This is a genomic window from Caldicoprobacter guelmensis (assembly GCF_016908415.1).
Lineage (GTDB): Bacteria > Bacillota > Clostridia > Caldicoprobacterales > Caldicoprobacteraceae > Caldicoprobacter > Caldicoprobacter guelmensis.
In genome coordinates this window covers 102,669-125,199 of the sequence record NZ_JAFBDW010000001.1, presented here as the reverse complement: position 1 = coordinate 125,199, position 22,531 = coordinate 102,669, and the positions used below count along the sequence as shown (strand labels likewise).

26 protein-coding genes are annotated in these 22,531 nt (G+C 47.5%); all 26 read right to left on the bottom strand.

Features of this window, described 5'->3' with window-relative positions:
• Positions 1 to 19: 19 nt before the first annotated feature.
• Positions 20 to 697 carry a stage II sporulation protein M gene (spoIIM, locus tag JOD02_RS00685; protein ID WP_204486008.1) on the bottom strand — a complete coding sequence of 226 codons (678 nt, stop codon included), beginning with the start codon at positions 695 to 697 and terminating at the stop codon, positions 20 to 22.
• 69 nt (positions 698 to 766) lie between these two features.
• A complete protein-coding gene (locus JOD02_RS00680; RefSeq protein ID WP_204486006.1) occupies positions 767 to 1,864 on the bottom strand; it encodes a DUF3866 family protein in 1,098 nt (365 codons plus the stop codon).
• Positions 1,836 to 2,681 carry a hypothetical protein gene (locus tag JOD02_RS00675; protein ID WP_204486004.1) on the bottom strand — a complete coding sequence of 282 codons (846 nt, stop codon included), beginning with the start codon at positions 2,679 to 2,681 and terminating at the stop codon, positions 1,836 to 1,838. Before JOD02_RS00675 ends, JOD02_RS00680 begins: the two co-directional genes overlap by 29 nt.
• On the bottom strand, positions 2,668 to 3,375 hold the full coding sequence (locus JOD02_RS00670; RefSeq protein ID WP_204486003.1) for a glycosyltransferase family 2 protein: 708 nt from the start codon (positions 3,373 to 3,375) through the stop codon (positions 2,668 to 2,670). Before JOD02_RS00670 ends, JOD02_RS00675 begins: the two co-directional genes overlap by 14 nt.
• A gap of 42 nt (positions 3,376 to 3,417) precedes the next feature.
• Positions 3,418 to 4,248 carry a copper transporter gene (locus JOD02_RS00665; protein WP_204486001.1) on the bottom strand — a complete coding sequence of 277 codons (831 nt, stop codon included), beginning with the start codon at positions 4,246 to 4,248 and terminating at the stop codon, positions 3,418 to 3,420.
• An 11-nt stretch (positions 4,249 to 4,259) separates the two neighbouring features.
• A complete protein-coding gene (gene steA / locus JOD02_RS00660) occupies positions 4,260 to 5,378 on the bottom strand; it encodes a putative cytokinetic ring protein SteA (protein ID WP_204485999.1) in 1,119 nt (372 codons plus the stop codon).
• A 166-nt stretch (positions 5,379 to 5,544) separates the two neighbouring features.
• The gene (spo0A, locus tag JOD02_RS00655; protein WP_204485998.1) at positions 5,545 to 6,384 is read right to left on the bottom strand and encodes a sporulation transcription factor Spo0A; all 840 of its coding nucleotides are present in this window, start codon (positions 6,382 to 6,384) and stop codon (positions 5,545 to 5,547) included.
• A 155-nt stretch (positions 6,385 to 6,539) separates the two neighbouring features.
• Positions 6,540 to 7,838 carry a SpoIVB peptidase gene (gene spoIVB / locus JOD02_RS00650; RefSeq protein WP_204485996.1) on the bottom strand — a complete coding sequence of 433 codons (1,299 nt, stop codon included), beginning with the start codon at positions 7,836 to 7,838 and terminating at the stop codon, positions 6,540 to 6,542.
• Positions 7,839 to 7,978: 140 nt separating this feature from the next.
• Entirely contained in the window at positions 7,979 to 9,724 is a 1,746-nt protein-coding gene (gene recN, locus JOD02_RS00645; RefSeq protein WP_204485995.1) for a DNA repair protein RecN, read from the bottom strand.
• Positions 9,725 to 9,836: 112 nt separating this feature from the next.
• Positions 9,837 to 10,295 carry an arginine repressor gene (locus JOD02_RS00640; RefSeq protein ID WP_204485994.1) on the bottom strand — a complete coding sequence of 153 codons (459 nt, stop codon included), beginning with the start codon at positions 10,293 to 10,295 and terminating at the stop codon, positions 9,837 to 9,839.
• Positions 10,292 to 11,179 carry an NAD(+)/NADH kinase gene (locus tag JOD02_RS00635; RefSeq protein WP_204485993.1) on the bottom strand — a complete coding sequence of 296 codons (888 nt, stop codon included), beginning with the start codon at positions 11,177 to 11,179 and terminating at the stop codon, positions 10,292 to 10,294. The genes JOD02_RS00640 and JOD02_RS00635 overlap by 4 nt, the downstream gene beginning before the upstream one ends.
• The gene (locus tag JOD02_RS00630; protein WP_204485992.1) at positions 11,176 to 12,015 is read right to left on the bottom strand and encodes a TlyA family RNA methyltransferase; all 840 of its coding nucleotides are present in this window, start codon (positions 12,013 to 12,015) and stop codon (positions 11,176 to 11,178) included. The genes JOD02_RS00635 and JOD02_RS00630 overlap by 4 nt, the downstream gene beginning before the upstream one ends.
• On the bottom strand, positions 12,002 to 13,900 hold the full coding sequence (gene dxs, locus JOD02_RS00625) for a 1-deoxy-D-xylulose-5-phosphate synthase (RefSeq protein WP_204485991.1): 1,899 nt from the start codon (positions 13,898 to 13,900) through the stop codon (positions 12,002 to 12,004). The genes JOD02_RS00630 and dxs overlap by 14 nt, the downstream gene beginning before the upstream one ends.
• A gap of 2 nt (positions 13,901 to 13,902) precedes the next feature.
• Positions 13,903 to 14,619, bottom strand: a complete 717-nt coding sequence (locus JOD02_RS00620) for a hypothetical protein (RefSeq protein ID WP_204485990.1) — start codon at positions 14,617 to 14,619, stop codon at positions 13,903 to 13,905.
• 141 nt (positions 14,620 to 14,760) lie between these two features.
• Entirely contained in the window at positions 14,761 to 15,099 is a 339-nt protein-coding gene (locus JOD02_RS00615) for a hypothetical protein (RefSeq protein WP_204485989.1), read from the bottom strand.
• 191 nt (positions 15,100 to 15,290) lie between these two features.
• A complete protein-coding gene (locus JOD02_RS00610; protein ID WP_204485987.1) occupies positions 15,291 to 15,734 on the bottom strand; it encodes a divergent PAP2 family protein in 444 nt (147 codons plus the stop codon).
• Positions 15,735 to 15,744: 10 nt separating this feature from the next.
• A complete protein-coding gene (locus tag JOD02_RS00605) occupies positions 15,745 to 16,635 on the bottom strand; it encodes a polyprenyl synthetase family protein (RefSeq protein WP_204485985.1) in 891 nt (296 codons plus the stop codon).
• Positions 16,632 to 16,892: an exodeoxyribonuclease VII small subunit gene (gene xseB / locus JOD02_RS00600; protein WP_243426249.1), complete on the bottom strand. Its 261-nt coding sequence runs from the start codon at positions 16,890 to 16,892 to the stop codon at positions 16,632 to 16,634. The genes JOD02_RS00605 and xseB overlap by 4 nt, the downstream gene beginning before the upstream one ends.
• Positions 16,882 to 18,111, bottom strand: coding sequence for an exodeoxyribonuclease VII large subunit (xseA, locus tag JOD02_RS00595; protein WP_204485983.1), 1,230 nt, complete (start codon positions 18,109 to 18,111; stop codon positions 16,882 to 16,884). Before xseA ends, xseB begins: the two co-directional genes overlap by 11 nt.
• Positions 18,099 to 18,950 carry a bifunctional methylenetetrahydrofolate dehydrogenase/methenyltetrahydrofolate cyclohydrolase FolD gene (gene folD / locus JOD02_RS00590; RefSeq protein WP_204485981.1) on the bottom strand — a complete coding sequence of 284 codons (852 nt, stop codon included), beginning with the start codon at positions 18,948 to 18,950 and terminating at the stop codon, positions 18,099 to 18,101. The genes xseA and folD overlap by 13 nt, the downstream gene beginning before the upstream one ends.
• A gap of 42 nt (positions 18,951 to 18,992) precedes the next feature.
• Positions 18,993 to 19,967: a Kae1-like domain-containing protein gene (locus JOD02_RS00585; RefSeq protein WP_204485979.1), complete on the bottom strand. Its 975-nt coding sequence runs from the start codon at positions 19,965 to 19,967 to the stop codon at positions 18,993 to 18,995.
• Positions 19,964 to 20,527 carry a transcription antitermination factor NusB gene (gene nusB, locus JOD02_RS00580; protein ID WP_204485978.1) on the bottom strand — a complete coding sequence of 188 codons (564 nt, stop codon included), beginning with the start codon at positions 20,525 to 20,527 and terminating at the stop codon, positions 19,964 to 19,966. Before nusB ends, JOD02_RS00585 begins: the two co-directional genes overlap by 4 nt.
• Before the next feature lie 41 nt (positions 20,528 to 20,568).
• Positions 20,569 to 20,793: a DUF2273 domain-containing protein gene (locus JOD02_RS00575; protein ID WP_204485977.1), complete on the bottom strand. Its 225-nt coding sequence runs from the start codon at positions 20,791 to 20,793 to the stop codon at positions 20,569 to 20,571.
• A gap of 16 nt (positions 20,794 to 20,809) precedes the next feature.
• A complete protein-coding gene (gene amaP / locus JOD02_RS00570; protein WP_204485976.1) occupies positions 20,810 to 21,361 on the bottom strand; it encodes an alkaline shock response membrane anchor protein AmaP in 552 nt (183 codons plus the stop codon).
• Positions 21,362 to 21,489: 128 nt separating this feature from the next.
• Positions 21,490 to 21,888, bottom strand: a complete 399-nt coding sequence (locus tag JOD02_RS00565) for an Asp23/Gls24 family envelope stress response protein (RefSeq protein WP_204485975.1) — start codon at positions 21,886 to 21,888, stop codon at positions 21,490 to 21,492.
• Positions 21,889 to 21,959: 71 nt separating this feature from the next.
• Positions 21,960 to 22,526 carry a SpoIIIAH-like family protein gene (locus JOD02_RS00560; RefSeq protein ID WP_204485974.1) on the bottom strand — a complete coding sequence of 189 codons (567 nt, stop codon included), beginning with the start codon at positions 22,524 to 22,526 and terminating at the stop codon, positions 21,960 to 21,962.
• Positions 22,527 to 22,531: the final 5 nt, after the last annotated feature.

Here is a 22,531-nt window from a genome sequence, read left to right as displayed (position 1 = left end):
CCATCTTGACAACTTTTTGTTATTTATTCGACAAAAACGCTATAAAATCCTTCACGTTGAGGCCGCCGGCAAATAAAAACTTGAATACCACTGGCACAACAAAAGCTTCAAACAAGCTGCTGACAAAAAAGGCTGGTATTATGGCTGCAAACTTCAAAGTGTAAGCCCCTACTTTTCGAAACCTTAAATGCTTTACATGGGGCAGCTTTCTCATTTTGAACCTCTCTATCCCGAATTGTAAAGCCAATACTCCCATAAGCGCAATGCAGGGGATATGGACAAAAGACTGAGGCAAGACGCAGGTCAAGGCCATAAACAGGCCATTGAAAGCGTAAGAGTCGATCAAAAAACCCACAGTAAACCCCAGAAAAAACCCTCTGACCCCTACAACTATCAGTATCAAGGGGATACTAAAGTAAGTCAGTCCGAACAGCCAGATGAAAAAAGCAGTTTGTACATTCTGCAGCACAGCCTTTATGAATATCACGGGCCTATCTACTCGGGATTGGCTGCCAAGGATAGAAGAATATTCCCGCAGGTAATCAGCCAAGTACACCTGCTGTTCAGCGCTTATGGAACTCACCGTAAAACCCCCAGCAGCCACCCCAATGATAAATACAAACACCACCAACAAATAAAGTACTATGTTCCTCCTTATGTGGAGCATTACGCTCGTTTTTATCTTTAAAGCATACAATGGAGGTATTCCCCCTAAAGCTCTTTAAAATATTTGTCCTATTTGATAACTATGAGCCTTAAGGGTGATTTATGACCTCCAGTTGGTCAACCCATACCGCGCCGCTGCCCCTATAGCATAAAAAAAGTAGGGTTCCTCATCTATGCTTTTTCCCATAGTGGTGGAGTCCAGTTGGTAATATTCCATGGCCTTTCTCATATCCCTACCGCTTAAAAAAGCCGTTGTATACTTGGCTAGCAGGCCATTGGCCTTGAGCTGTTTTATCACTGCTCTTTGCCTTGGCTTATCCATTAAGGGCAACACAAGAGTAAGCGGATATTGGATAATATCTCTGAGCACCGTGATGGAATGGTGGCTTATACCCCTATGGCGTTCCCTTACATCGTTAAACCCTATACGCGGTATGTACACCACACGCCCTCCTAAAGCAGCTATCAAGTTGACATACAATCCTAACTCCAGGCCACTAAACCCAAAGGTGGTACCGGTACCCAGTATGCCGGGACCCATGGTCACAACAGCTACATCGCAACCAGCGACATTGAGGGCAGCCTTCAGAGCAGTGTATATATTTACGCACTCAAAGTCCCCACCAAAGGCGTTGCCAGATGTGACAGTCACATCCAGCAACTTTTTATTCTTGAGTAAGGTTACATTCCGACTAAAGGTGATTGGCAATGCCCCATGGTCAGTCATCACATATGCGATGGAAATGCTTCTGCCGGAAAAATATTTAAGGTAGGCACATAAGGGAGGCAACATGCTGTGAAGCTCACCAACATACACCAGTTTGCCCTGAAAATCGATAGGCTGGTTGTAATAATTATGGTATGGGCTCTCCTCCTCTTCGGATAAGAGGAGCTGCATCTGAAGTGGAGTATATTTAAGCTTCATGCCATGCCCCTTGCTGACAAAAAGACTATCCTTCATATTGAAGTTACACACCACAAAGTGATAGCCTCCCGTCCCCAGTCCAAGGCTGCAGGCGGTGGTATTGACCAACACCTCATCCCCTACATCGACACCTCCAGTCAAAGGCAGGTACACCACTGCCAGTTTACAAGGGTGGTCGATTTCCAGCCTGACAACCGCCATGCCTTTTTCACCGTATTCCAGCCGCTCCTTCACCACTCCCCTTTTAAGCTCTATCCACGTTGGTATCTCCATCCACCTTCAACCTCCCCAGTTGATCAATAAACCTCAAAGCAGGAATGGATTCTATGAACTTCGATAAAGAGTGGTACTCGGCTATCACATGAATGGATATCAACGCTGTCAGCATGACGGCCGCCGGCACAAACGGCACTTCTTTGATCGCATAAAGTCCAATTATTCCTCCTAAAAGGTTGGCTCCGGTATCACCTAGCATGTACCTCTCTTCCATCTCGCCTTTTATATAAAAGGGCAGAGAAGCTAAAAGGGGAATAAACATCCAAATATTCGAAAATCCACCTAAAGTTACAATGACAATAACCGACAGCATAAATACCTTTATGGCTCGTCCCGGCCTTAAGTCCATAAGGTTTATAAAATTGACAAACAGGGAAAACAGCAGCGCGTAGACTACCCAGGCCATGAGCTCTCTGTGATAACACCAGGACACGTACATCCCTGTTAAAGCCGTTATTATGAGCTTAATTCCCCCCGTGGATATATTACCCTTAAACAACGTGCCCACATGCCCTTTTATGCCTTTTACGGCTGTATCCCCCAGTACGTCGTCTATAAAGCCTATCAACGCCAGTGCGGTCACCACTAGTAAAAAAGCCATATAGCTTGTATCAGGTTTTGAAACTATGAAAGAAATGATGCCCGCAAAGCATGGAAAAAGGAAGGCCAAACCCATAGATATGACAACTGGCTTTCCCCTGTAGTTCATCACCACCATACCTCTAGATTTTAGCATTTTAAATAGGCGTGGCACAAAAAAGCGGGTGGCCAAAATAGACAGCGCTAGCCAAACAATTTGCTCAATCAAACCCATATGCCTTTTTCGCCCCCAATTTTTCCAGCAGCTTGGCCACCAAAACACAAAATATATCCTTAAACTGTCTGGCCCGGTGCAGTATCCCTCTAAAATTGAGCCCTGTTACCCTATGTGTCATCTCGACGTCCACCTCGCATACCCTCAAACCGTGGGTTAGCAAATCCACCGTCATGCCAAATTCTATGCCAAACCTCTTATACTTGAAAAACTCCGGGGTTATGGCTTCTCTTTTGAAAGCGCGCTGACCTGAAAGCACTGCCGTCAAATCCTTCCCTGTCAAAAGCCGCACCCCAATTCTGGATAAGCCCTTTACCAACCCAAAGCCATGCCTGCCTGGCGGGCAAGGGAATCGGGCAATTGCCACATCAGCCCATCCCTCCGCTATCGGCTGTATCAACTTTACCGCTTCTACGGCGCTCTCCCCCAGGTCTGCGTCCAATACCAACACGATGGGGCTGGACACAGCCTTCAACCCCTGACGCAGGGCATATCCTTTGCCGTGGTTTCGCTCAAGCTTTATGAGCCTTGCACCCTCTTTCAGCACCACTTGGGCAGTATTATCTATAGAGCCATCATCCACCACCACGACCTCTCGAATGCATGAAATGCTCTTCAATGCCCTTAAAGTGCTGCCGATATTTTCTCCTTCATTATATGCCGGGATGACAACCCCCACATCAGGGTAGTCCATCTTGATATGCCCTCCTTCAAACCCTCATACGGCGTTGATGCCTTAGTGGGATTTGTTGGCTTCAAGTATAGAAATTAATGCCAGCTTACCATAAATCGTATCGATATCCCTTATGGCCGGAATCCCCAGTTCTTGGTACTCTGAAACGACGCTACTCTTCACTGAAGAGGATTCCACAGCTACAATAGGCAGTCCCATATCCAGTGCGGCCTGTATGAGTACAATATCAAAACCGTCTCCTTGCACGGGCTGTTCATTTTTTCCCTTGCTGCTCAATATCACCACATCGCTGCCCTGCTTGAGGTCACTGGAAGTATGGATTAGGCGCATCTCCCTCAACCTAACCGATAAGGGGGTAAATGCTCCTTTCACGATGCTTGAAACCAGCTCCATAGCCACCATTTGTCGAAAATTGCGTGTATCTATACCACCCTGGGTGTTTGGGAAAAACGCTTCTAAAGCTGCGCTCACATCCTGCCCTGCATAAAAGTCCGTACCAACAGTTATGGTTGATTCAACTGACGCACCTGCCAGCTTCAAAAACTTCATCAAATCGCTGGCCCCATCGTCATCATGCAGGCTTATAATTGAAACTTTAAGTCCCTGCAATCTGTTGTCTATAAGCTGAGAGAACAAGTATTCGCAGGTAGAATCCAACTGGGCTTTTTGCCGTTCTACCTCTGCTAGAGCTTTTTTGAGCATTTCCGTTTCGCCCCTTAAAGCCTCAAATTCTTTTTCTATTTCCTTGATTATAAGCTCCTGTTGATTTTCCAACACATTATTGCTTTCCAGCGTTACCCCAATTAAAATTCCAAGTCCCAGGGCGAGAAATATACCTATCAGCAGTATTACATAATACTTAAGATGTAACATACGCTCTCCACCTAAAGGCCGAGTAATAGCTTTAAGCGAAGCGCTATTAACTGATACAGGTCATGAATTTGTGGCGACATGCGCGCTATGAGCAAAATTGGAAACATGGCCGCCGCAAATATAGCAGCTATATATCCAGGCTGAACCCGGTTTTTGTACAGTTCACTTACCCCTTTGGCATCAACCACCTTGTATCCCACCTTCATCCTCACCAGCAAGGTACTGGCCATACCCTTTCTGCCCTTTTCCAGAAAGTCGATCATGCTATTGTGGCTTCCCACCATGACTATGAGTTCAGCTTTATTTTCATAAGCCAGTATCATGGCCACGTCTTCGCTAGTGCCTGGAAAGGGAAATTTTACCGCTTCCAGACCTAATGCCCGAATTCTTTCCATGCCAGGGCAACGCCCATCGGGATAGGCATGCACCACTATTTCACCACAGGTTTTTAGACAGCGGTCGCTGACGCTGTCCATATCGCCTATTATTATGTCTGGCCTGTAGCCAAATTCCAGCAATGCATCCCCACCACCATCCACTCCGATCATAACTGGACGTACCTCCTCGATATATGAGCGTATAGCCTTTAAATCCTCAATATAGTTTCTACCCCTTGCCACTATCAAGACGTGCCTCTTTTCTATACGGGTCTTAATGGGCGGCAATTTTACAGGACCAATCACCATGTCCTTTTCCCTTTCAGCGTAATCCAAAGTGTTGTCTATGAACTCGCGAAGCACTTCCCATATGTTTTCACTAGCTTCACACATCTTCCTTTCTACTTCATTCTTATCAAGGAATTTTGCTCGACACAAGTATTTATGGTTTACCCACAAGCCTGCCTCATCTATTTCCAGATAATCCCCTTCCTGTATATGGTCAAAAGCCTCCTGACCGATGTTGTCGATGATGGGAATACCTGCATCAGAAAGGATTTTGGGCCCCTGGTTGGGATACTTCCCGCTTATGGACAAAGCCCCGTTTATCACCGCCTTTACCCTTTTCTCAGCGAGATGCAAGGCCGCGACCTCGTCCAAGTCTTGATGGTATATAACCGCTATGTCTCCAGGCATAAGCCGCCCAATGAGGTTTTTGGTGCGCCTGTCCTTCTTTGCCCACCCTTTTATCATAACCACAACACCCTCGACCTGTATCAATCAAAAATCGGCATCCACACATATATGGTTTGCATTTCCACATTAAATATGCATAAAAAATAAGGCAGCGGTTTGTCCGCTGCCTTTAAACCCCTATAAATAAATTCCGGAGACACCAGTGCTCTTATATCATCCAATATCAGTGAGCCGTGGACTTCATCTGAAGCCTTAAACGATCAGCTATCATGGCGATAAACTCGCCATTGGTGGGCTTACCCTTCTCATCATGGACAGTATATCCAAATATCTTGTTTATGGTCTCTATGCGTCCTCTATTCCACGCCACCTCTATAGCATGGCGTATAGCCCTTTCCACTCTGCTGGGGGTAGTGTTAAATTTCTCGGCAATCATGGGATAAAGCTCCTTGGTAATCCCTCCTAAAAGGTCCATGTTGTTTATCACCAGCAATATGGCTTCCCTCAAATAATGATACCCCTTAATATGAGCCGGCACCCCTATCTCGTGAATGATGTTGGTAACATCTGCCTCAATCGAAGACTCCCTGTCGTAAGTATGCCTGTTCAACGGGAAGATAGAAGCCTGGAATCTCTGCGCCGACTGGCTGACAGAAAACACCGGCGCCCCCACATCAGGCAACAGGCCCAGCACCACCTCTCGGATCCTCTTCACAAACACTTCCATATCAAAAGGTTTTATCATGTAGTAATCCGCTCCCAACGCGATAGCACGTTGCGTAATCTTATCATGTCCCACTGCAGATAACACGATGACCTTAGGCGGTTGTTCACAATCATGCGCACTTAACCTTTCCAGGACCCCCAATCCATCGAGATGAGGCATTATGATATCCAAAACTACCACGTCCGGCTTTATTTTGGCAACCATGTCTAGAACCTCTATGCCATCATTCGCTATTCCCACAACCTCCATATCGTCCTGTTTCTCTAAATACTTGCTGATGATATCGCAAAATTCTCTGTTATCATCAGCCAATAGGACCTTTATACTATTTTTCATTTCAAAATACCCCCCATATACAAACTCCGACGCTCTCACACTCAATTTTTATTCGACGCATGCAAAAAAATTCCTGCTCGGGCCTTCAAAAAACAATTGTCGGTTTCACACTTTTTTTGCCAATAGGTTTTTTCGTTTTCTTGCCTTATGTTACATCAATCAACAATTTTTCGACACTCTTCCAGCATCCATTCTATGAATATGCCATATCCCTTTCTAGGGTCGTTCACAAATACATGGGTAATGGCCCCTACAATCTTCCCATCCTGGATTATTGGGCTGCCACTCATCCCTTGAACTATACCTCCTGTTCGGGAAAGCAGCTTGGGGTCTGTAATCTCGATGACCATCCCCTTGGAACTGGGATGCTGCTGCACATTTACCCTGACTATTTGAACCTCAAATTCCTTCACGCCCTCCTCATCAACTGTAGTCAATATACTGGCCTTCCCTACCTTTACATCATACTGTGAACACACCGGAAGCGGTTTATCATAATAAAACTTTGGCAAGGGGTGGTACATTTTCCCGTATATCCCGTATTGGGTATTACGCACTATACTGCCTATAGCCTTTTGCCTGCTTGAAAAAACTCCTTTGAGTTCCCCGGGTTCGCCGCGCCTGCCTTGCTTCACATCTATTATAGTGGACTGCATTATTTCGCCGTTTTTCACCGACAGCAAAACGCCGGTGTCGATATCCGTAATGGCGTGACCCAAAGCGCCAAAGCATCCGGTATCAGGGTCGTAAAATGTAAGAGTACCTACCCCGGCAGTGCTGTCGCGCACCCAAATTCCCAGCCGGTATTTGGAGTCATGCATATCCTTTACCGGCACTATATGGGTTTTAAATATGGTATTACCTCTTCTCACTTCTAGTTCCAGGCCTTCTTCCTTTACCTGATTTACCAGCTTTGAAAGATGATCCGCATTTTCCACCTCAATGCCATTGACCTTTTCGATTACGTCACCCGGCCTCAGGCCGGCCTCGCTGGCCGGATAGTGGGTAAAACCCTCGGGGTCCATGACCTCAGATATGCCAACCACCAATGCCCCCTGGGTATACATGGAAACCCCGATGGAGTTGCCCCCGGGAAACACCTTTTTTACCGGCGCCACTTTTACCCTCATCTGCTTGATGGGGATGATGCCAAAAAGCTTAAATATGAGTTCTGCGTCACCTTTGCTTACCGTTTGTATGGTCAAAGGCTGCGCCATGTTGTAATTGGGCTGGTCTTTAAGGGAATTGCCGTTAAACTTCAAAACATTGACGTTATCCGCCTCAATCTTGACAGTAAGCGGCAACCCAATTTTTAGTATATGAGCGTCACCCTCAAAAATTTTAAGCTCCGAAGGTATGTTTTTTAGGTTTTGAACCCATGGAGAATAGTTTATAAACAAAAATACCAATGCCAGAAATATTCCTACCGATTTTTTTATCCTGTATCTCTCCATAGCTGTCACATTCTCCTGTCCTGTCTGTCAAATTAAAATTCATAAACTTAAGTTAACCTCAAAGAAAACAAATTATTCGAGGCCTTGCAAGGCAAAAAATGCAAAAAAATAAAGGGCAATTTAGCCCTTTCATCGTCATATCAATTTATCGCTTTTACCTTGCGTGCCGCATCAATTAACTCCTGTGCATGTTCCAGCCCTATATTGCTGACTTCAGCTCCCCCGATCAGCTTGGCGATCTCCATCTGACGGCCCTTGTCGTCCAACAGGTTCACCTGCGTTACAGTCCGTCCATCGCAAACCCTCTTTTCAATCTTATAATGCCTGTCGGCCATGACGGCGATTTGAGGTAGATGGGTGATGCATATCACCTGATGAGAACGCGACAGGGCATTCATCTTTTCAGCCACTGCACTGGCTATTCGGCCGCTTATCCCTGTATCTATCTCGTCAAAGATGAGGGTGGGTATATCATCTTTCTCTGCCAAGACGGTCTTGAAAGCCAGCATCACCCTGGACATCTCACCGCCTGAGATGATTTTGGCAAGCGGTTTGAGCGGTTCTCCCGGATTTGGCGATATCAAAAATTCAACCCTGTCAAACCCCTGTGGTGTAATATAGCTTAAACGATAGTCTTCCTGTTGCTTCCCCTCAAGGCTGTCATCATCCGGACTTAATATTTCTACTTTAAACCTAGTCTTCTCCATTCCCAGCTCTTTAAGTTGGGATACCAACTGCTGTTCCAAGCTCTCTGCCAGCTCCCTCCTTTTTTTGGAAAGCTCAGCACAAACCCCTATCAGTTGCCCGTAAATTTCCCTCTCCTTCATCCTCAACTGGTCCAACTTTTCCTGGCTACACTCAATGCTAGAAAGCTGTTCTTTAAGTTCTTCCTTAAGAGACAGTATATCCTCAATAGTAGCACCATATTTTCTCTTCAAGGAGTGTATCAGGGACAGGCGGGCTTCGATCTCATTAAGCCTTTCAGGGTCATACTCAAAGCTGTCCCTCAAATTCCTTATCCTATCTATGACATCCTCTAAATGGTAATATATGTTTTCAATGTCATGCGCTATACGCTCAAACTCGTAGTTGAGTTTGGCTATCTGACCAAATCCATCCATCACCTTTGCCAGCTGATCAACTACCGCCGCTGCTCTATCTCCACCGGCATAGAGAATCTCATAAGCTTCTTGAATGGTACCGATAACCTTTTCGGCATTTTGAAGCAATGAGCGTTCATTTAAAAGCTCGACATCCTCGCCCACCTTTAGATTTGCCGCCTCTATCTCGTTTATCTGGTAGGCCAACAGGTCCTTCATGCGTTCCCCGTCTCTTTCGAGGTTGATGAGGTCATCTATCTCCTGCTTTACAGCCTTCCACTGAGAATACAGCTTTTGTACCTCCTGCTTTAAAGGGGCTATGGCCTGCCCTCCCAGGCGATCCAGGATATCGATATGGGTTTCAGGGTTTAACAGCGACTGATGTTGATGCTGGCCATGTATATCCACCAAGTGCTGCCCTATCTCCTTCAGCACCGAAAGGGTCACCATGTGCCCGTTTATGCGGCATATATTCCTCCCGCTGCGCGAAAGTTGGCGCATAATCAACAATGTACCGTCATCTTCCATGGGTATGCCGTATTTCTGGAGAACGGACATCACCTGCTCAGGGGCCTTCAAATAAAACACGCCTTCCACCTGTGCATAATCTTTTCCCGTCTGGATGAGCTCCTTGTCGGCCCTTTCGCCCAGTATCAACCCTATGGAGTCCACTATGATGGATTTCCCGGCCCCCGTCTCCCCCGTCATGACGTTAAAGCCTTCACAAAACTCAATTGTAAGGCTATCGATCAAAGCCACGTTTTGTATGGACAAGTGGCTAAGCATGAAGGCACCCCCCCACCTATACCTGAAACAACAGGTGGTTACACCGATACAAATGGAGCAAACCTGAATTGGTCAGCTGCAATCAATCCCAAACGGTCGATAACTAATCTCCTTAGCTGGTGTAGCGGCTCAATTTTTTGAAGCGTCCCACCACATCGTTTGCCTTTTCGGCATCCCTTACCACCACCAGTATGGTGTCATCACCTGCCACGCATCCCAAAATCTCGGGCCAGTTAAGCGCATCAATAGCAGCCGCCGCAGCCTGTGCATTGCCTGAAAGAGTTTTAACCACAATTAGATTATTGGCACAGTCTATGGAGGTGACCGATTCAGCAAAAACCCGTATCAACTTTTCCCAGTTCTGTGAATCGGTCTTGCTCATGGTGGCATACTTGTAAGTGCCTGCGGGCGTTAAGACTTTTATGAGCCGCAATTCCTTTATATCCCTGGATACTGTAGCCTGAGTGACGTCAAAGCCGTGGTTTCTCAGCTCTTCTGCCAGCTCCTCTTGAGTTTCAATGTCCTTTTGCTGTATGAGTTCGAGTATCTTTGCGTGGCGCTGCAGCTTCATTCTTCTATCCCTCCTCCTGCCTCTGGCAGATCAGAAAGCCGCTCTGTCATCTTATCCCTGAGCAGGCCAAAAAAACTTGGCCGTTTTATGCGCACAAGTCTGGTCTCTACCTCAGCCTTGGTTACCACTATCCTGTCCCCTTTGTATACCGGCACCCCCTCCTGCCCATCCACTGTCAGCAGGACATCACGGCTTTTGTCAGCCACCACAATGCATATCTCGTCCTTGCTGTCGGTGACTATGGCCCTTGCATTCAAAGCATGAGGGCATATAGGAGTGAGCAGGAGGCACTCCATTGCCGGATTTATTATCGGCCCACCGGCGGATAGCGAATAAGCCGTTGAACCGGTAGGGCTGGACACCAAAACCCCATCCGCGGGATAATACCCAACAAACTCGCCATTGATGAATACCTTCAGGTGAATGATCCGAGCAAAAGAGGCTTTGGCAATGGCTATATCGTTTAAGGCCATCAACTCACACATCTCCATCCCCTGGCGTAACAGTTTAGCCTTGAGCATCATGCGCTGCTCAACGTAATAGTTTCCCGCCAATATGGAATCAAGAGCCTGGTCTATATCAGAGACCTCCACCTCCGTCAGAAACCCCAGCCGTCCCATATTTATACCCAAAACAGGCAGGCCATACTTGCAAGCCTGCCTGGCTGCTCTCAGCAGTGTACCATCTCCCCCCAGCACAAATACGAAATCACAGCTTCTATAAAACTCTTCTTTTGCTACAACCTTTCCAGCATTTATGACCTCATAAACCTCAGGTAAGACAAGGGGATACATACCCCTTTGCTGTATCTTTGATACAATGGCACTGGTCTTAACCCCGCCGGGGTCCTTTGAAAAATTGGGTATAACGCCGATATTTATCACAGGGCACCCCCTCGCTGACCATGTAAAAGCTCCCTATGCGCTTCTTCAACTACCTGCTTAAGCTTGTAGGAAGTCACATTTATGATAGGAGAGGCGACTTCCTTGCGCACGTAAGCCAAAAACTCAATGTTCCCCTCAGGGCCGGTAACGGGGGAATAAGTAATGTCATAAAGTGAAAGGCCGAGTTGTTGGCATAATCCTAAAAATCCTAAAAGCACCTCCCTGTGGACCTGTGGGTCCTTCACCACTCCATTTTTGCCCACCTTTTCTCTGCCCGCCTCAAACTGCGGCTTTATCAGGGCTATGATGTCGCTGCCGTCCATAACTATATCTTTGACTACAGGTACTACCAGCCGTAAGGATATAAACGACACATCTATAGTAGCGCCTTGTACCGGCTCATCGAACATATCGGGGGTTACATATCGAATATTGGTGCGTTCCATAACCACCACGCGCCGGTCCTGCCTCAATTGCCAGGCCAACTGTCCATATCCCACATCTATGGCATATACCTTTTTGGCGCCGTTTAGAAGGAGGCAGTGGGTAAAACCACCCGTTGAGGCTCCCACGTCCATAAACGTCTTCCCCTCAACCGACACGTTAAAAGCCCTTAGGGCTTTTTCCAGCTTAAGCCCACCCCGGCTAACATAAGGAATTGGCTCCCCTTTAACGACTATTTCCTGGTCAACCTTTACTAGACTACCAGGCTTATCCACCTTTTTGCCGTCAACGTACACCAGGCCTGCCATTATAGCAGCTCTTGCCTTTTCTCGGCTCCCCACCAGATTTTTTTTGACAAGCAATACATCCAACCGCTCTTTAGAAGTTGACATACGCCCTCTTTCTATATCCACTCAAAAATTTTTTCACTTTAAAGGCCACACTATTGGAGTCAAGCCCCAGTTCGCCAAGCAAACGCTCCACCGACCCATGTGGAACAAAGCAATCATCGATACCCAGGTTGACTACAGATACAGGAAGCTGATGAGCCATGACAAACTCGTTTACGCTGCTTCCAAATCCCCCCTGGATAATACTATCCTCCAGCGTAACCCACTTATTTATTCGATTCGAGATATCCATAAGCAGCTGCTTATCCAGCGGTTTGATAACCCTTGCATTCACCACACGAACGCTTATGCCATCCTTCTTGAGGATGGAAGCCACTTCTAAAGCCACTTTAAGCATCCTGCCAAAACTAAATATGCAACAATCGTTTCCATTTACCAATGTTTCCCATTTTAGCCCCTCAAGCGAGTTTGCAGGGAATATGCCATCTATTCCCGTATTGCCTTTTGGGTATCGTATGGCCACAGGCCCGTCCACCGTCAAAGAATAATCCAACATATGTTTGAGTTCTTCTACATTCTTGGGAGCCATCACAGTGATATTGGGTATATGCCTCAAGTAGCTTATATCAAATATCCCCTGATGGGTTTCACCGTCCTCACCCACTATGCCAGCCCTGTCAATTGCCAGCACCACGGGAAGCCCTTGCAGACATACATCGTGGAGTATCTGGTCGTAAGCCCGCTGCAAAAAAGTAGAGTAAATGGCCACATATGGTCTAAAACCGCTGGCAGCCAACCCTGCAGCCATTGTGACGGCATGTTCCTCAGCAATACCTACATCAAAAAAGCGATTGGGAAATCGCTTCTTAAACTCAACAAGCCCGGTACCTTCGGGCATAGCCGCCGTAATAGCGACAACCCTTGGGTCCCGTTCTGCCATCTCAACCAAATGCTGCCCAAAGGCCTGAGAAAAAGTGACCTCTTTCCTTGGCATTACTTCGCCGCTCTGTATATTAAAAGGAGGAACCCCATGGAACAGTTCAGGATTTCGCTCTGCAAAATCATAGCCCTTGCCTTTCTTGGTTACCACATGAATCAACACAGGCCCCTCCACCATAATAGCCCTTTTCATCACGTCAATGAGCGCCGGCAGATTGTGTCCATCTATGGGGCCCATATAGGTAAACCCCATTTGTTCAAACAACATACCAGAGATCACGAGATATTTAAAGCTGTTTTTAAATCTTTCGATCATATCGGCAAAATATTGCCCCATAAATGGGATTCTGCGTACCAGCGAATCCACTCCTTTTTTAACCCTGGTATACCTGGGATTTGACCTCAGCTTTGAAAGATAAGCGGCCAAAGCGCCCACGTTTTCAGATATGGACATCTCATTATCGTTCAATATGACAATGAGGTTTGTCCTGGAATGGCCGGCGTCGTTTAAAGCTTCAAAGGCCATTCCACCCGTCAATGCACCATCGCCAATCACCGCCACTACGCTATACTTTTCATTCCTCAAGTCCCTGGCCCTGGCCATCCCTAGTGCCACCGAAATAGACGTGCTGCTGTGGCCAGTATCAAAGATATCATGTACGCTTTCGCTGCGCTTTGGGAAACCGCTCAAACCGCCAAACTGTCGGAGCGTATCGAACTGCTCCCTCCTTCCAGTAAGTATCTTGTGTACATACGCCTGATGCCCCACATCCCAAATGACCTTATCAAAAGGACTGTTGAATACGTAGTGGAGGGCTATGGTCAGCTCCACTACGCCCAGATTTGAAGCCAAGTGCCCCCCTGTCCTGGACACCTTCTCCAGCAGGAATTGCCTTATCTCTTCAGCCAGCTGCTTTAACTCATCCATCTTCAAGCGTTTTAAATCTTTTGGCGAATCAACGCGCTTAAGAAGAGAAAACTTATCCATATCTATTTCTCTCTCGCTTTCATAAACACATTCCATTGCGAGCTTTTCTTGCTGTTGGACATTTCGTTCCTGTCGAATAACGACAGCAAATAGGCCGTATAATATACCACCTTTTGGGAATTGTTGATGGCAAAGCTTTTACCTACAGCCTTACCTGCTACTGTAATTGCAGCAATCAAACTACTTATTATTATGCTCAACAGGCTTTCTTGCAATGAGACAGAGTTCATAAAGTTCATCCATGTAATCTTCATCAACAAAACGCTGCCTGCAGCACCGCTGATGATCCCGCATATATCTCCTACCACATCATTACAAAAACTGCTAACCTGGTCAGCCCTCCTTATAAGGTATATGGCCTCCTTCGCACCGCGTACCTTTTTAGAGGCCATCGAGATAAACGGCACCTCGGACGCCGACGCCACCGCAATACCTATTATATCAAAGACCACGCCTATGGATATGATGAACAACAATATAAGCACGGCCACCAACAGATTGTTTAACCGCCTTATCGTAACCTCGGAAAAAAAGCTGAATGTACACGCAATGACAAAGGTTAAGACCAATGCCTTAAGCGGCCATCCCTTATAGCCATTGGGCTTTTTACCATTTTGGCCATTCTTATTGTTAATTTTTCCGTTCTTACCGTTCCTCCTCTTGTCCATTCCTTTTTTATTGCCGTTGCTTTTATAAGGACTACCATCATCCTTTGACAAAAGCCACACACTCTCCCGTTTATACATGTTATGCACCGTGGTGGTGATGCGCTGGGTAGACTTTGCGGCTTAAGGTCCAGTAGGATTTCCCGGCGGGGTACTTCCCGTCGCCGAAGAAGCGGTTTCCCTTTAAACCCCACCTTACCGTGTCGCCATCGGTAAAACTGGATCACCACTTAGACCACACTGTAATCCCCAGCGCACCCTATAGCAGTCTAGGGGCTTTCCCCGACAGCCACAGCCAATTTCTAGCCTCTTTTGCAGCATGGGTTTCATACAGCAATAGCCCCCGCACAATGGGCCCCTTTGTGCAGAAACCTGACCTGTAATCCACCCATGCCACTCAAGGCGGGCTACGCTGCACACAGCTCTTCGCCGCGATGCAGGTTCAAGCCCAAGTAGTAGCATGTAACGGCTGCCACCAGCTTGGGTCTCCGCGGAAGATGGGTCAACGCCCGCATGCCTTTGCGGGTCGCCCATCTTCCTTAACTCCCAGCACCAACCCACGACTGGGCGTCGCGAGCCAGCACCAGGAACTTCATCGATGTGCCCTTGACGGATTTTTAGGCCCGTCTTCAAAATTGGCCGGGCTGACTAGAATACTGCACCACCACGCATGAGTTTGTTTTCTGGAACAGTATTATACCACAATACCCGCATAAATTCAAATTCTACACCAGAAGCTTGGCTATTATAAAGCCTAAAACTGCACCCACTATGACCTCTATAGGCGTATGGCCTATAAGCTCCTTCAGCTTTTCCTGCGGAACATCCCTGCCTTCCTGCAGCCTCTCTACTATCTCGTTGAGTACCGCAGCTTGTTTGCCAGCCGCCCTCCTCACTCCAGCGGCATCATACATCACCACAAAGGCAAACACCAGAGATAAAGCAAATATATGCGAATTGTAACCATTTGTCTCTCCAATTGCGGTAGCCAGGGAAACCACCAAAGCAGTATGGGAACTGGGCATGCCTCCTGACCCTACAAACCTACGCAGGTCCAGCTTTTTATGAGTAAGTATTGTCAAGACCACTTTGGATGCCTGGGCGATGAACCACGCCAGAAAGCTTACCCATAACACCGAATTGGCTACAAGCTGTCGAAGCTGTTCCATCAGTTCCCTCCTATTTCTGGCGTTTCAGCACATAACGAGCCAATTCTTTCAGAAAACCGGCATCTTTGCCGAAGCAGTCAAGATGGCTTACCGCCTGGTCAATCAGCTCTTGTGCCATGCGCTGCGATTCCTTAAGGCCATACAGAGCTGGGAAAGTGGCTTTTTGGTGTGCTTGGTCCCGATTGGGGTTTTTCCCCATACTGGCTGCATCTCCCGTCACGTCCAATATATCGTCTACTATTTGAAATGCCAGCCCCAGCTTTTGGCCATACTTTGCTATGGCATCCTCAACGTCTTCCCCTATGGGCTCAAGTATGGCTCCGGCCCTAACAGCTGCTTCAATCAACGCCCCGGTCTTGTGGGTGTGGATATAAAAAAGCACATCGGGCTTGACTTCCTTGCCTTCCTGTTCAAGGTCAGCCACCTGTCCACCTATCATGCCGTGAATTCCAGCCGCTCTTGCTATCGCAAAAGCCGCCCTCACATGCCGTTCCAGCTTGTGAGGATACTTCATGGCGTTTTCCAGAAAAACCTCATAAGCTAGATTTAGCAGGCCGTCACCTGCCAGTATGGCCATCCCTTCGCCAAAAACTTTATGGTTGGTTGGCATGCCCCTGCGCAGGTCATCGTCGTCCATGGCAGGGAGGTCGTCATGTATCAAGGAATAGGTATGGATCATCTCCAGGCCGCAGGCCAATGCCATGGACTCCTCGATGTTTCCTCCCACCAGTTCATGGGCCGCGAGCAAAAGCACGGGACGGATGCGCTTCCCCCCTGCAAACAGGCTGTAGTTCATGGCTTTAAGCAAGGTTGGCGGACAATCTCCATGCTGCTCCATCAATCTCTTTAAAGCGTCCTCTACTAATGCCAATTTATTGTTGTACAGCTCATTGAAATTCATACCTCATCTCCCTCTGTAGGCATAAAAGGAACTTCTTCAATTTTCCCCTGATTTTGTATAAGCAGTTTTACCATTCCTTCAGCCTTTTCCAGCTTTGCGTTGCAATAGGCAGACAGGCTAACCCCTCGCTTGAACAGTTCCATAGCCTCTTCCAGCGATAAATCATTTGACTCGAGGCGTGATACTATGGCCTCCAGCTCCTTCAATGCCTCTTCAAATGTAAGTTCTGACATAGCCCTGTCACCCTTATGGCTCATTTATCCCCCACACCCCATTCTCTATTTTCTCTACCTTACAATGGGCACGCCCATCCTTAAAATGTACTGTAATATCGTCGCCCGGATTTAATGCCTCTGCTGAATGTACCACCCGATGAGAGGGCTTCAAAGTGACTACGGCATAGCCACGTCCCAGCACGGCCAAAGGGCTCAAAGCATCAAGGGCAACTGCCCAGCGTGAGAGCCTTTCCCGCTTTTTCGACAGCATATCATTAAAAGCCACACAAAGCTTTGTATAAGCTTGATCCAGCCGCTGTTTGCGCTGCTGCAATATCCTGTCGGGATACTTGAGCACATAACTGGACTGCAAATACTCCAAGCTGCTCCTCTTTCGCAGCAGCATATTGCGCATACCTTCCAACAGCCTAATATTTAACCCGACCAACGTCTCCTGGAGGTGTTGAAGCATAGGCACCGCCATCTCGGCAGCAGCCGAAGGAGTGGGTGCCCTCAGGTCGGCCACAAAATCAGCTATGGTAAAATCGGTCTCGTGCCCCACGGCCGATATCACCGGAATTCTTGAACGCCAGATGGCCCGGGCCACAACCTCTTCATTAAAAGCCCACAGCTCTTCCAGGGAACCTCCTCCTCTGCCCAAGATGATGGTATCGATGTCGTCCCTCGTATTGATGTAGTCCAGAGCAGCCTCTATCTGAGCGGGAGCTGCAGAACCCTGTACCAACACGGGAACTACCAGTATGTCCACACACGGACATCTGCGCCTTACAATCTTTATGATATCCCTAACCGCTGCTCCCGTAGGCGAAGTGATAACAGCGATTTTTTTAGGAAAAGCAGGGATGGGCTTTTTATGCTGCGCATCGAACAGCCCTTCAGCCTTAAGCCGCTGCTTTAAAGCCTCAAAAGCCAGGTAAAGCTCGCCTATCCCATCCTTTTCAATGTGCATTACGTAAATCTGATACTGCCCGTCTCTGCAGTAAAGCGATACCTGGCCCCTTACCAGCACCCTCATGCCATCGCACGGTATAAAGTCCATATCCCTTTGATTTTGTCTAAACAGCACGCAGCGTATCCTGTCCTGTTCGTCCTTGAGAGTAAAGTATATATGTCCCGAGGAGTGAACCTTAAAATTGGAAACCTCCCCGCGCACCCATACATCCTGCAGTATAGGGTCCCGCCCAAGCAAACCGCGGACATACTCATTTACTTGATGAACCGTAAAGATTATCCTGCCCATTTTTTCTCAGCTGCCAGAATGGTGTTTTCCAAAAGCATTGTCCGGGTCATTGGCCCAACTCCCCCCGGTACAGGGGTAATCCATCCCGCCACGCGGCAGGCATCCTGGAAATTCACGTCCCCTACCAGTTGATCCTCTACCCTGTTTATACCCACGTCTATGACTATGGCTCCTGGTTTTATAAAACTGCCATCAATTAGGTTAGGCTTTCCCACGGCAACCACCAGTATATCGGCTTGCCGGGTTATTTCCTTTAAATTGACGGTTTTGGAGTGGCAAATGGTTACTGTGGCGTTGTGCCTCAGCAACATCAATGCCACTGGCTTCCCAACTATATTGCTCCTGCCTATCACTACAGCGTGCTTGCCGGCTATAGGTTGACCGGTCTCCTGTATAAGCCGGATGATGCCCTTGGGGGTACAGGGCTCAAAACACTCCTCCCCTATCACGAGACGCCCCATATTAACGGGATGAAAGCCATCGACGTCTTTAGAAGGATCAATGGCATTTATGACCGCATTTGGATCCATATGCGGCGGCAACGGCAGCTGCACAAGTATGCCGTGTATCGTGGGGTCAGCATTCAGCTTGTATATGTATTCCAGCAATTCTCTCTGCGGCGTGTCCTCATCCAACTTGACCACTCGCGATTGTATCCCCACCTGATTGCAATCTCTCTCTTTGTTACGCACATACACCGCAGAAGCCGGGTCATTCCCCACCAGTATAACAGCCAATCCCGGAATTACACCCTTCTGCTTCAACCCCTCTACCCTGGCCTTTATATCCTCCTTCAAACGCTCTGATAATTTTTTCCCGTCTATTATCCTTGCTTCCAACGTAATCCTCCTCTCCGGTAAGCAATTTCCAAAAGCTTTTCATCAGAGCAGATGTTGTGCTCTGTAAAGCTTCAAGCCCAAAAGCGCCGTACCCACGGCATTATCCCTCGAAAGCAATGGGTCGGCAAAGTAAAGGCGTATGGAGTTTGCCCGCTTCTCAAACCTATCAATCAGCTTTTTACGGAGTATGGCGCTGGACGCCACACCCCCCACCAAAAGCACATCGCTTATTCCGGCGCCAATGGTATCGACGGCATTCAATATCCACCTTTCAAGGGTATTTACAAGGCAGTTATATACCGCTATGGCCAAATCTTCTCTCTTAACCCCCTGGCCTAGCAGTCTAAGGGCATGCGCCTCTGGCCCTGAAAAGCTTATCGCCAACCCTTTAACAGAAAAAGGGATGGTGATATGCCCATCCTTTCCCCTCAATGCCAGCTCTTCTAGATACATTCCTGCCGGAAACCGAAGCCCCATGGCTACCCCTACCCGGTCGACAAACTGACCAGCATGCAGGTCCTGCGTTGCACCCAGTATTTCAATTTTAAAGCCCGTCCCCGTATCGATCACTTTTAGCAGCTCTGACGTACCTCCAGAGAGGTGTATGACCAAGAAACAGGGGCTATCTGGCCCTCCCGCCGAAAAGATCCCCGCCTGTATGTGGCTCTCCTGATGGCTGACAGCATAATAAGGAATGCCAAGCATGTTTGCCCAGGCTTGTCCTGCAAGATGGGATACCATAAAAACCGGCATATACGAACCCTCTACTGGCCGCGGCCTACTGGTGGCACATATGGCTACCAGGTCATTTTTGGGGTCGATGGCCTTTGCGACCTCACTGGCCACCTGGGGCAAACGGTGAAGGTGCTGAAAAAGCGCCTTTGACTGCTGTAAGCCCCTCTGCCCCTCCTCAACCTCCAGGGGGATCTGTTTGTTAAGAAAAACATTACCATCCAAATCCACCAGAGCCACAGAGGTGGTATAGCAGCTGGTATCCACACCGAGGATATATCTCACCGTGCGCTCTCCTCCGCTCCCGATTTATCCCCTTTATCGCCCGATACGTCCTGTGCCTCAGCTGCCGCTTGCTCCCCTGATGGGTTTTGTACCTGTTGTTTGTCCTCACCCTCAAATGAGGCTTGACCCTCTACCGCTGAGCTCTGCCCTTCTTTTTCAATCTGCCTGCTGCGGATAAAGCCGCCCAGCACGCCATTGACAAACTTCCCTGACTTATCCCCGCTGAACTTTTTGGCAAGCTCTACCGCTTCATTTATCGAAACGCTCACAGGAATATCGGAACGGTACAGCATTTCACACAGCGCCAACCTCAGTATGGCAAGGTCCACTTTGGCAATCCTGCTAAATTCCCAGCCTATCGAAAAGTCCTTTATATACCCATCTATTTCCTGAGCATGGCTTTCAAACAAATTCAGCATATCAAGTATATACTCTCTATCCTTCTCATTTATAGAATAATGTGGGTCCATTATAAGCAGGTAATCCAGGTCCGTTTCTCCTGAAAAGTCTTTTTGGTATAAAAGCTTCATGGCCACTTCCCTTGCATCTTTTCTAGCCATGTTTTTCCTCCCAATCGCTGCTATATTTTAAACTCGATGTCCTACATTAAATCATTGGAAAACATCTTTTTCAAAAACATGCGCAGCTTACTGCCCCCATCGTATACGCTCCCTATTAAGTATCCGATACCTATACATATGGCCAGAAAGAGAGAGCGCCAGAAACCCACCACCAACACCAGCACACCAAACAACAACCCCACCGCTACACCTATTATTTTCCCTTTATTGGATTTGAAAAAAACGCTCATTTCTTCTCGTTGCATTTTGGAAGCTCCTCCCTTATTCTACCCTTGAACGCTGAAGGGCAGCAAGGTTGTCTATATAAACATATACCTCTTTCACTACAATTCCTGCAGTAGCCTCAACATACTCCTTGACCTTTTTCTGTACGGCCTGGCTTATCTCGGGGATGTTGACATCGGGCATGAGCTGCATGTTAAGGCGCACCCTTACTCCATCGGGTTCGGCAACCACCAAGCTCTTTACATCCTTTACCTCACTAAACCCCCTTACGGCTTTTTGTACCAACATATCCAGCGTATTTATCGATACTCTTATCATGCCCAGCTCCGTGTTCTTAATGAGCGTGCCGGCAAGAACGATGCGCTTTTGCCTCAAAAACAAAAGCTTGAGGCTTGCCGCCAAAAAGGCAAGAGATATGAGGAAAAGGACTAGGGCAAAGTCCCAATCATATTGAATATCGTTTATGTATTCAACTACCCCTTTAAACGGTACTATTCCCACTGCTATGGCCATCATGATCAACGAAGCCACTGCTATTGCCAAAGTATAAACCACCAACAAGGCCCTTTCGCCCCAACTTATCTTCATGTTTTTTCCTCCTCAATCTGTTTTCTTTTATTCCCCTTTGATAAAGTACCTTCTCCACAGAAACAAACTCATTTGTACTTGGCAAAATTAACCCTCTGACAGGCTCAGAGGGTCAAAAGATGTGTATTCTATTGTTTCTTGGAAACCACATCCTCTTCCTTGATTTCCCTATCAAAATTGACGCCCTGAACATGCACATTAACCTCCACCACCGACAACCCTGTCATGGTCTCCACCGCTTTTTTTACATTTTCCTGAATATTCCACGCCACCTCAGGTATCCTTACCCCATAGTCTACGATGATGTACAGGTCAATGGCTGCTTCCTTCTCTCCTACCTCCACTTTTACCCCTTTAGTGAGGTTCTTGCGCCCCAGCTTTTCGGCTATACCTCCTGCCACGCCGCCGCTCATGGCGGCAACCCCTTTCACTTCAGTAGCAGCAAGTCCCGCGATGATGGCCACCACTTCATCTGCAAAGGTTACCTTTCCATATTCTTCTGTTTTATTCTGCATGACCTCGGACATTTATCCCACCTCCAAACATTGTGTACAATGTCTATTATAGCAGAAGAGGCAGTGTTTTACAAACTTCTTCCTCATATTTTAGGTATAATTTTTACATTTTCGGGTTTATGGCCTGATTCGCGGCGCACTATATCCAGGATCTGCGCCACTTCCTCCTGCTTCAACTCAGGCTTATCCACAATGACGTTCACTGAATCCTTGTGGAGAATTACCACCACATCCCTAAACCCTTTGGCCTTGATCAAGGCTTCTATGGCCATTTCTTTCTCCATGTTTCTTGTGATCTCAAGCAATTGCGCCTGAGCTTCCTTTTTCATATCGGGGTCCGATGCAGGATTATCCAGTATCTCGCGTATATACTCTATCTCCTCCTTGCGGGTATTTTCCCTTTCTGCTCTATAACTGGCAAAGAAATTGGCTGAACTGATGGCCGCCACCTCAGTGGCATCCTCTTCCCCGGATGAATCCTCTTGCCCTTTGACCGCTATCCCGTCCTCTTTCTCCTGTTGGCTTGAAGCTTCCTGTACATCCTGCCCATTGAGCACGCTTTGATTGTAGACAAGGTTTAAATAGCCTGTTATGATCAACAACGCTACCAGGATCCCCATCACCACGCTCTTTTTTCTTAAAACCAGCATTTTCA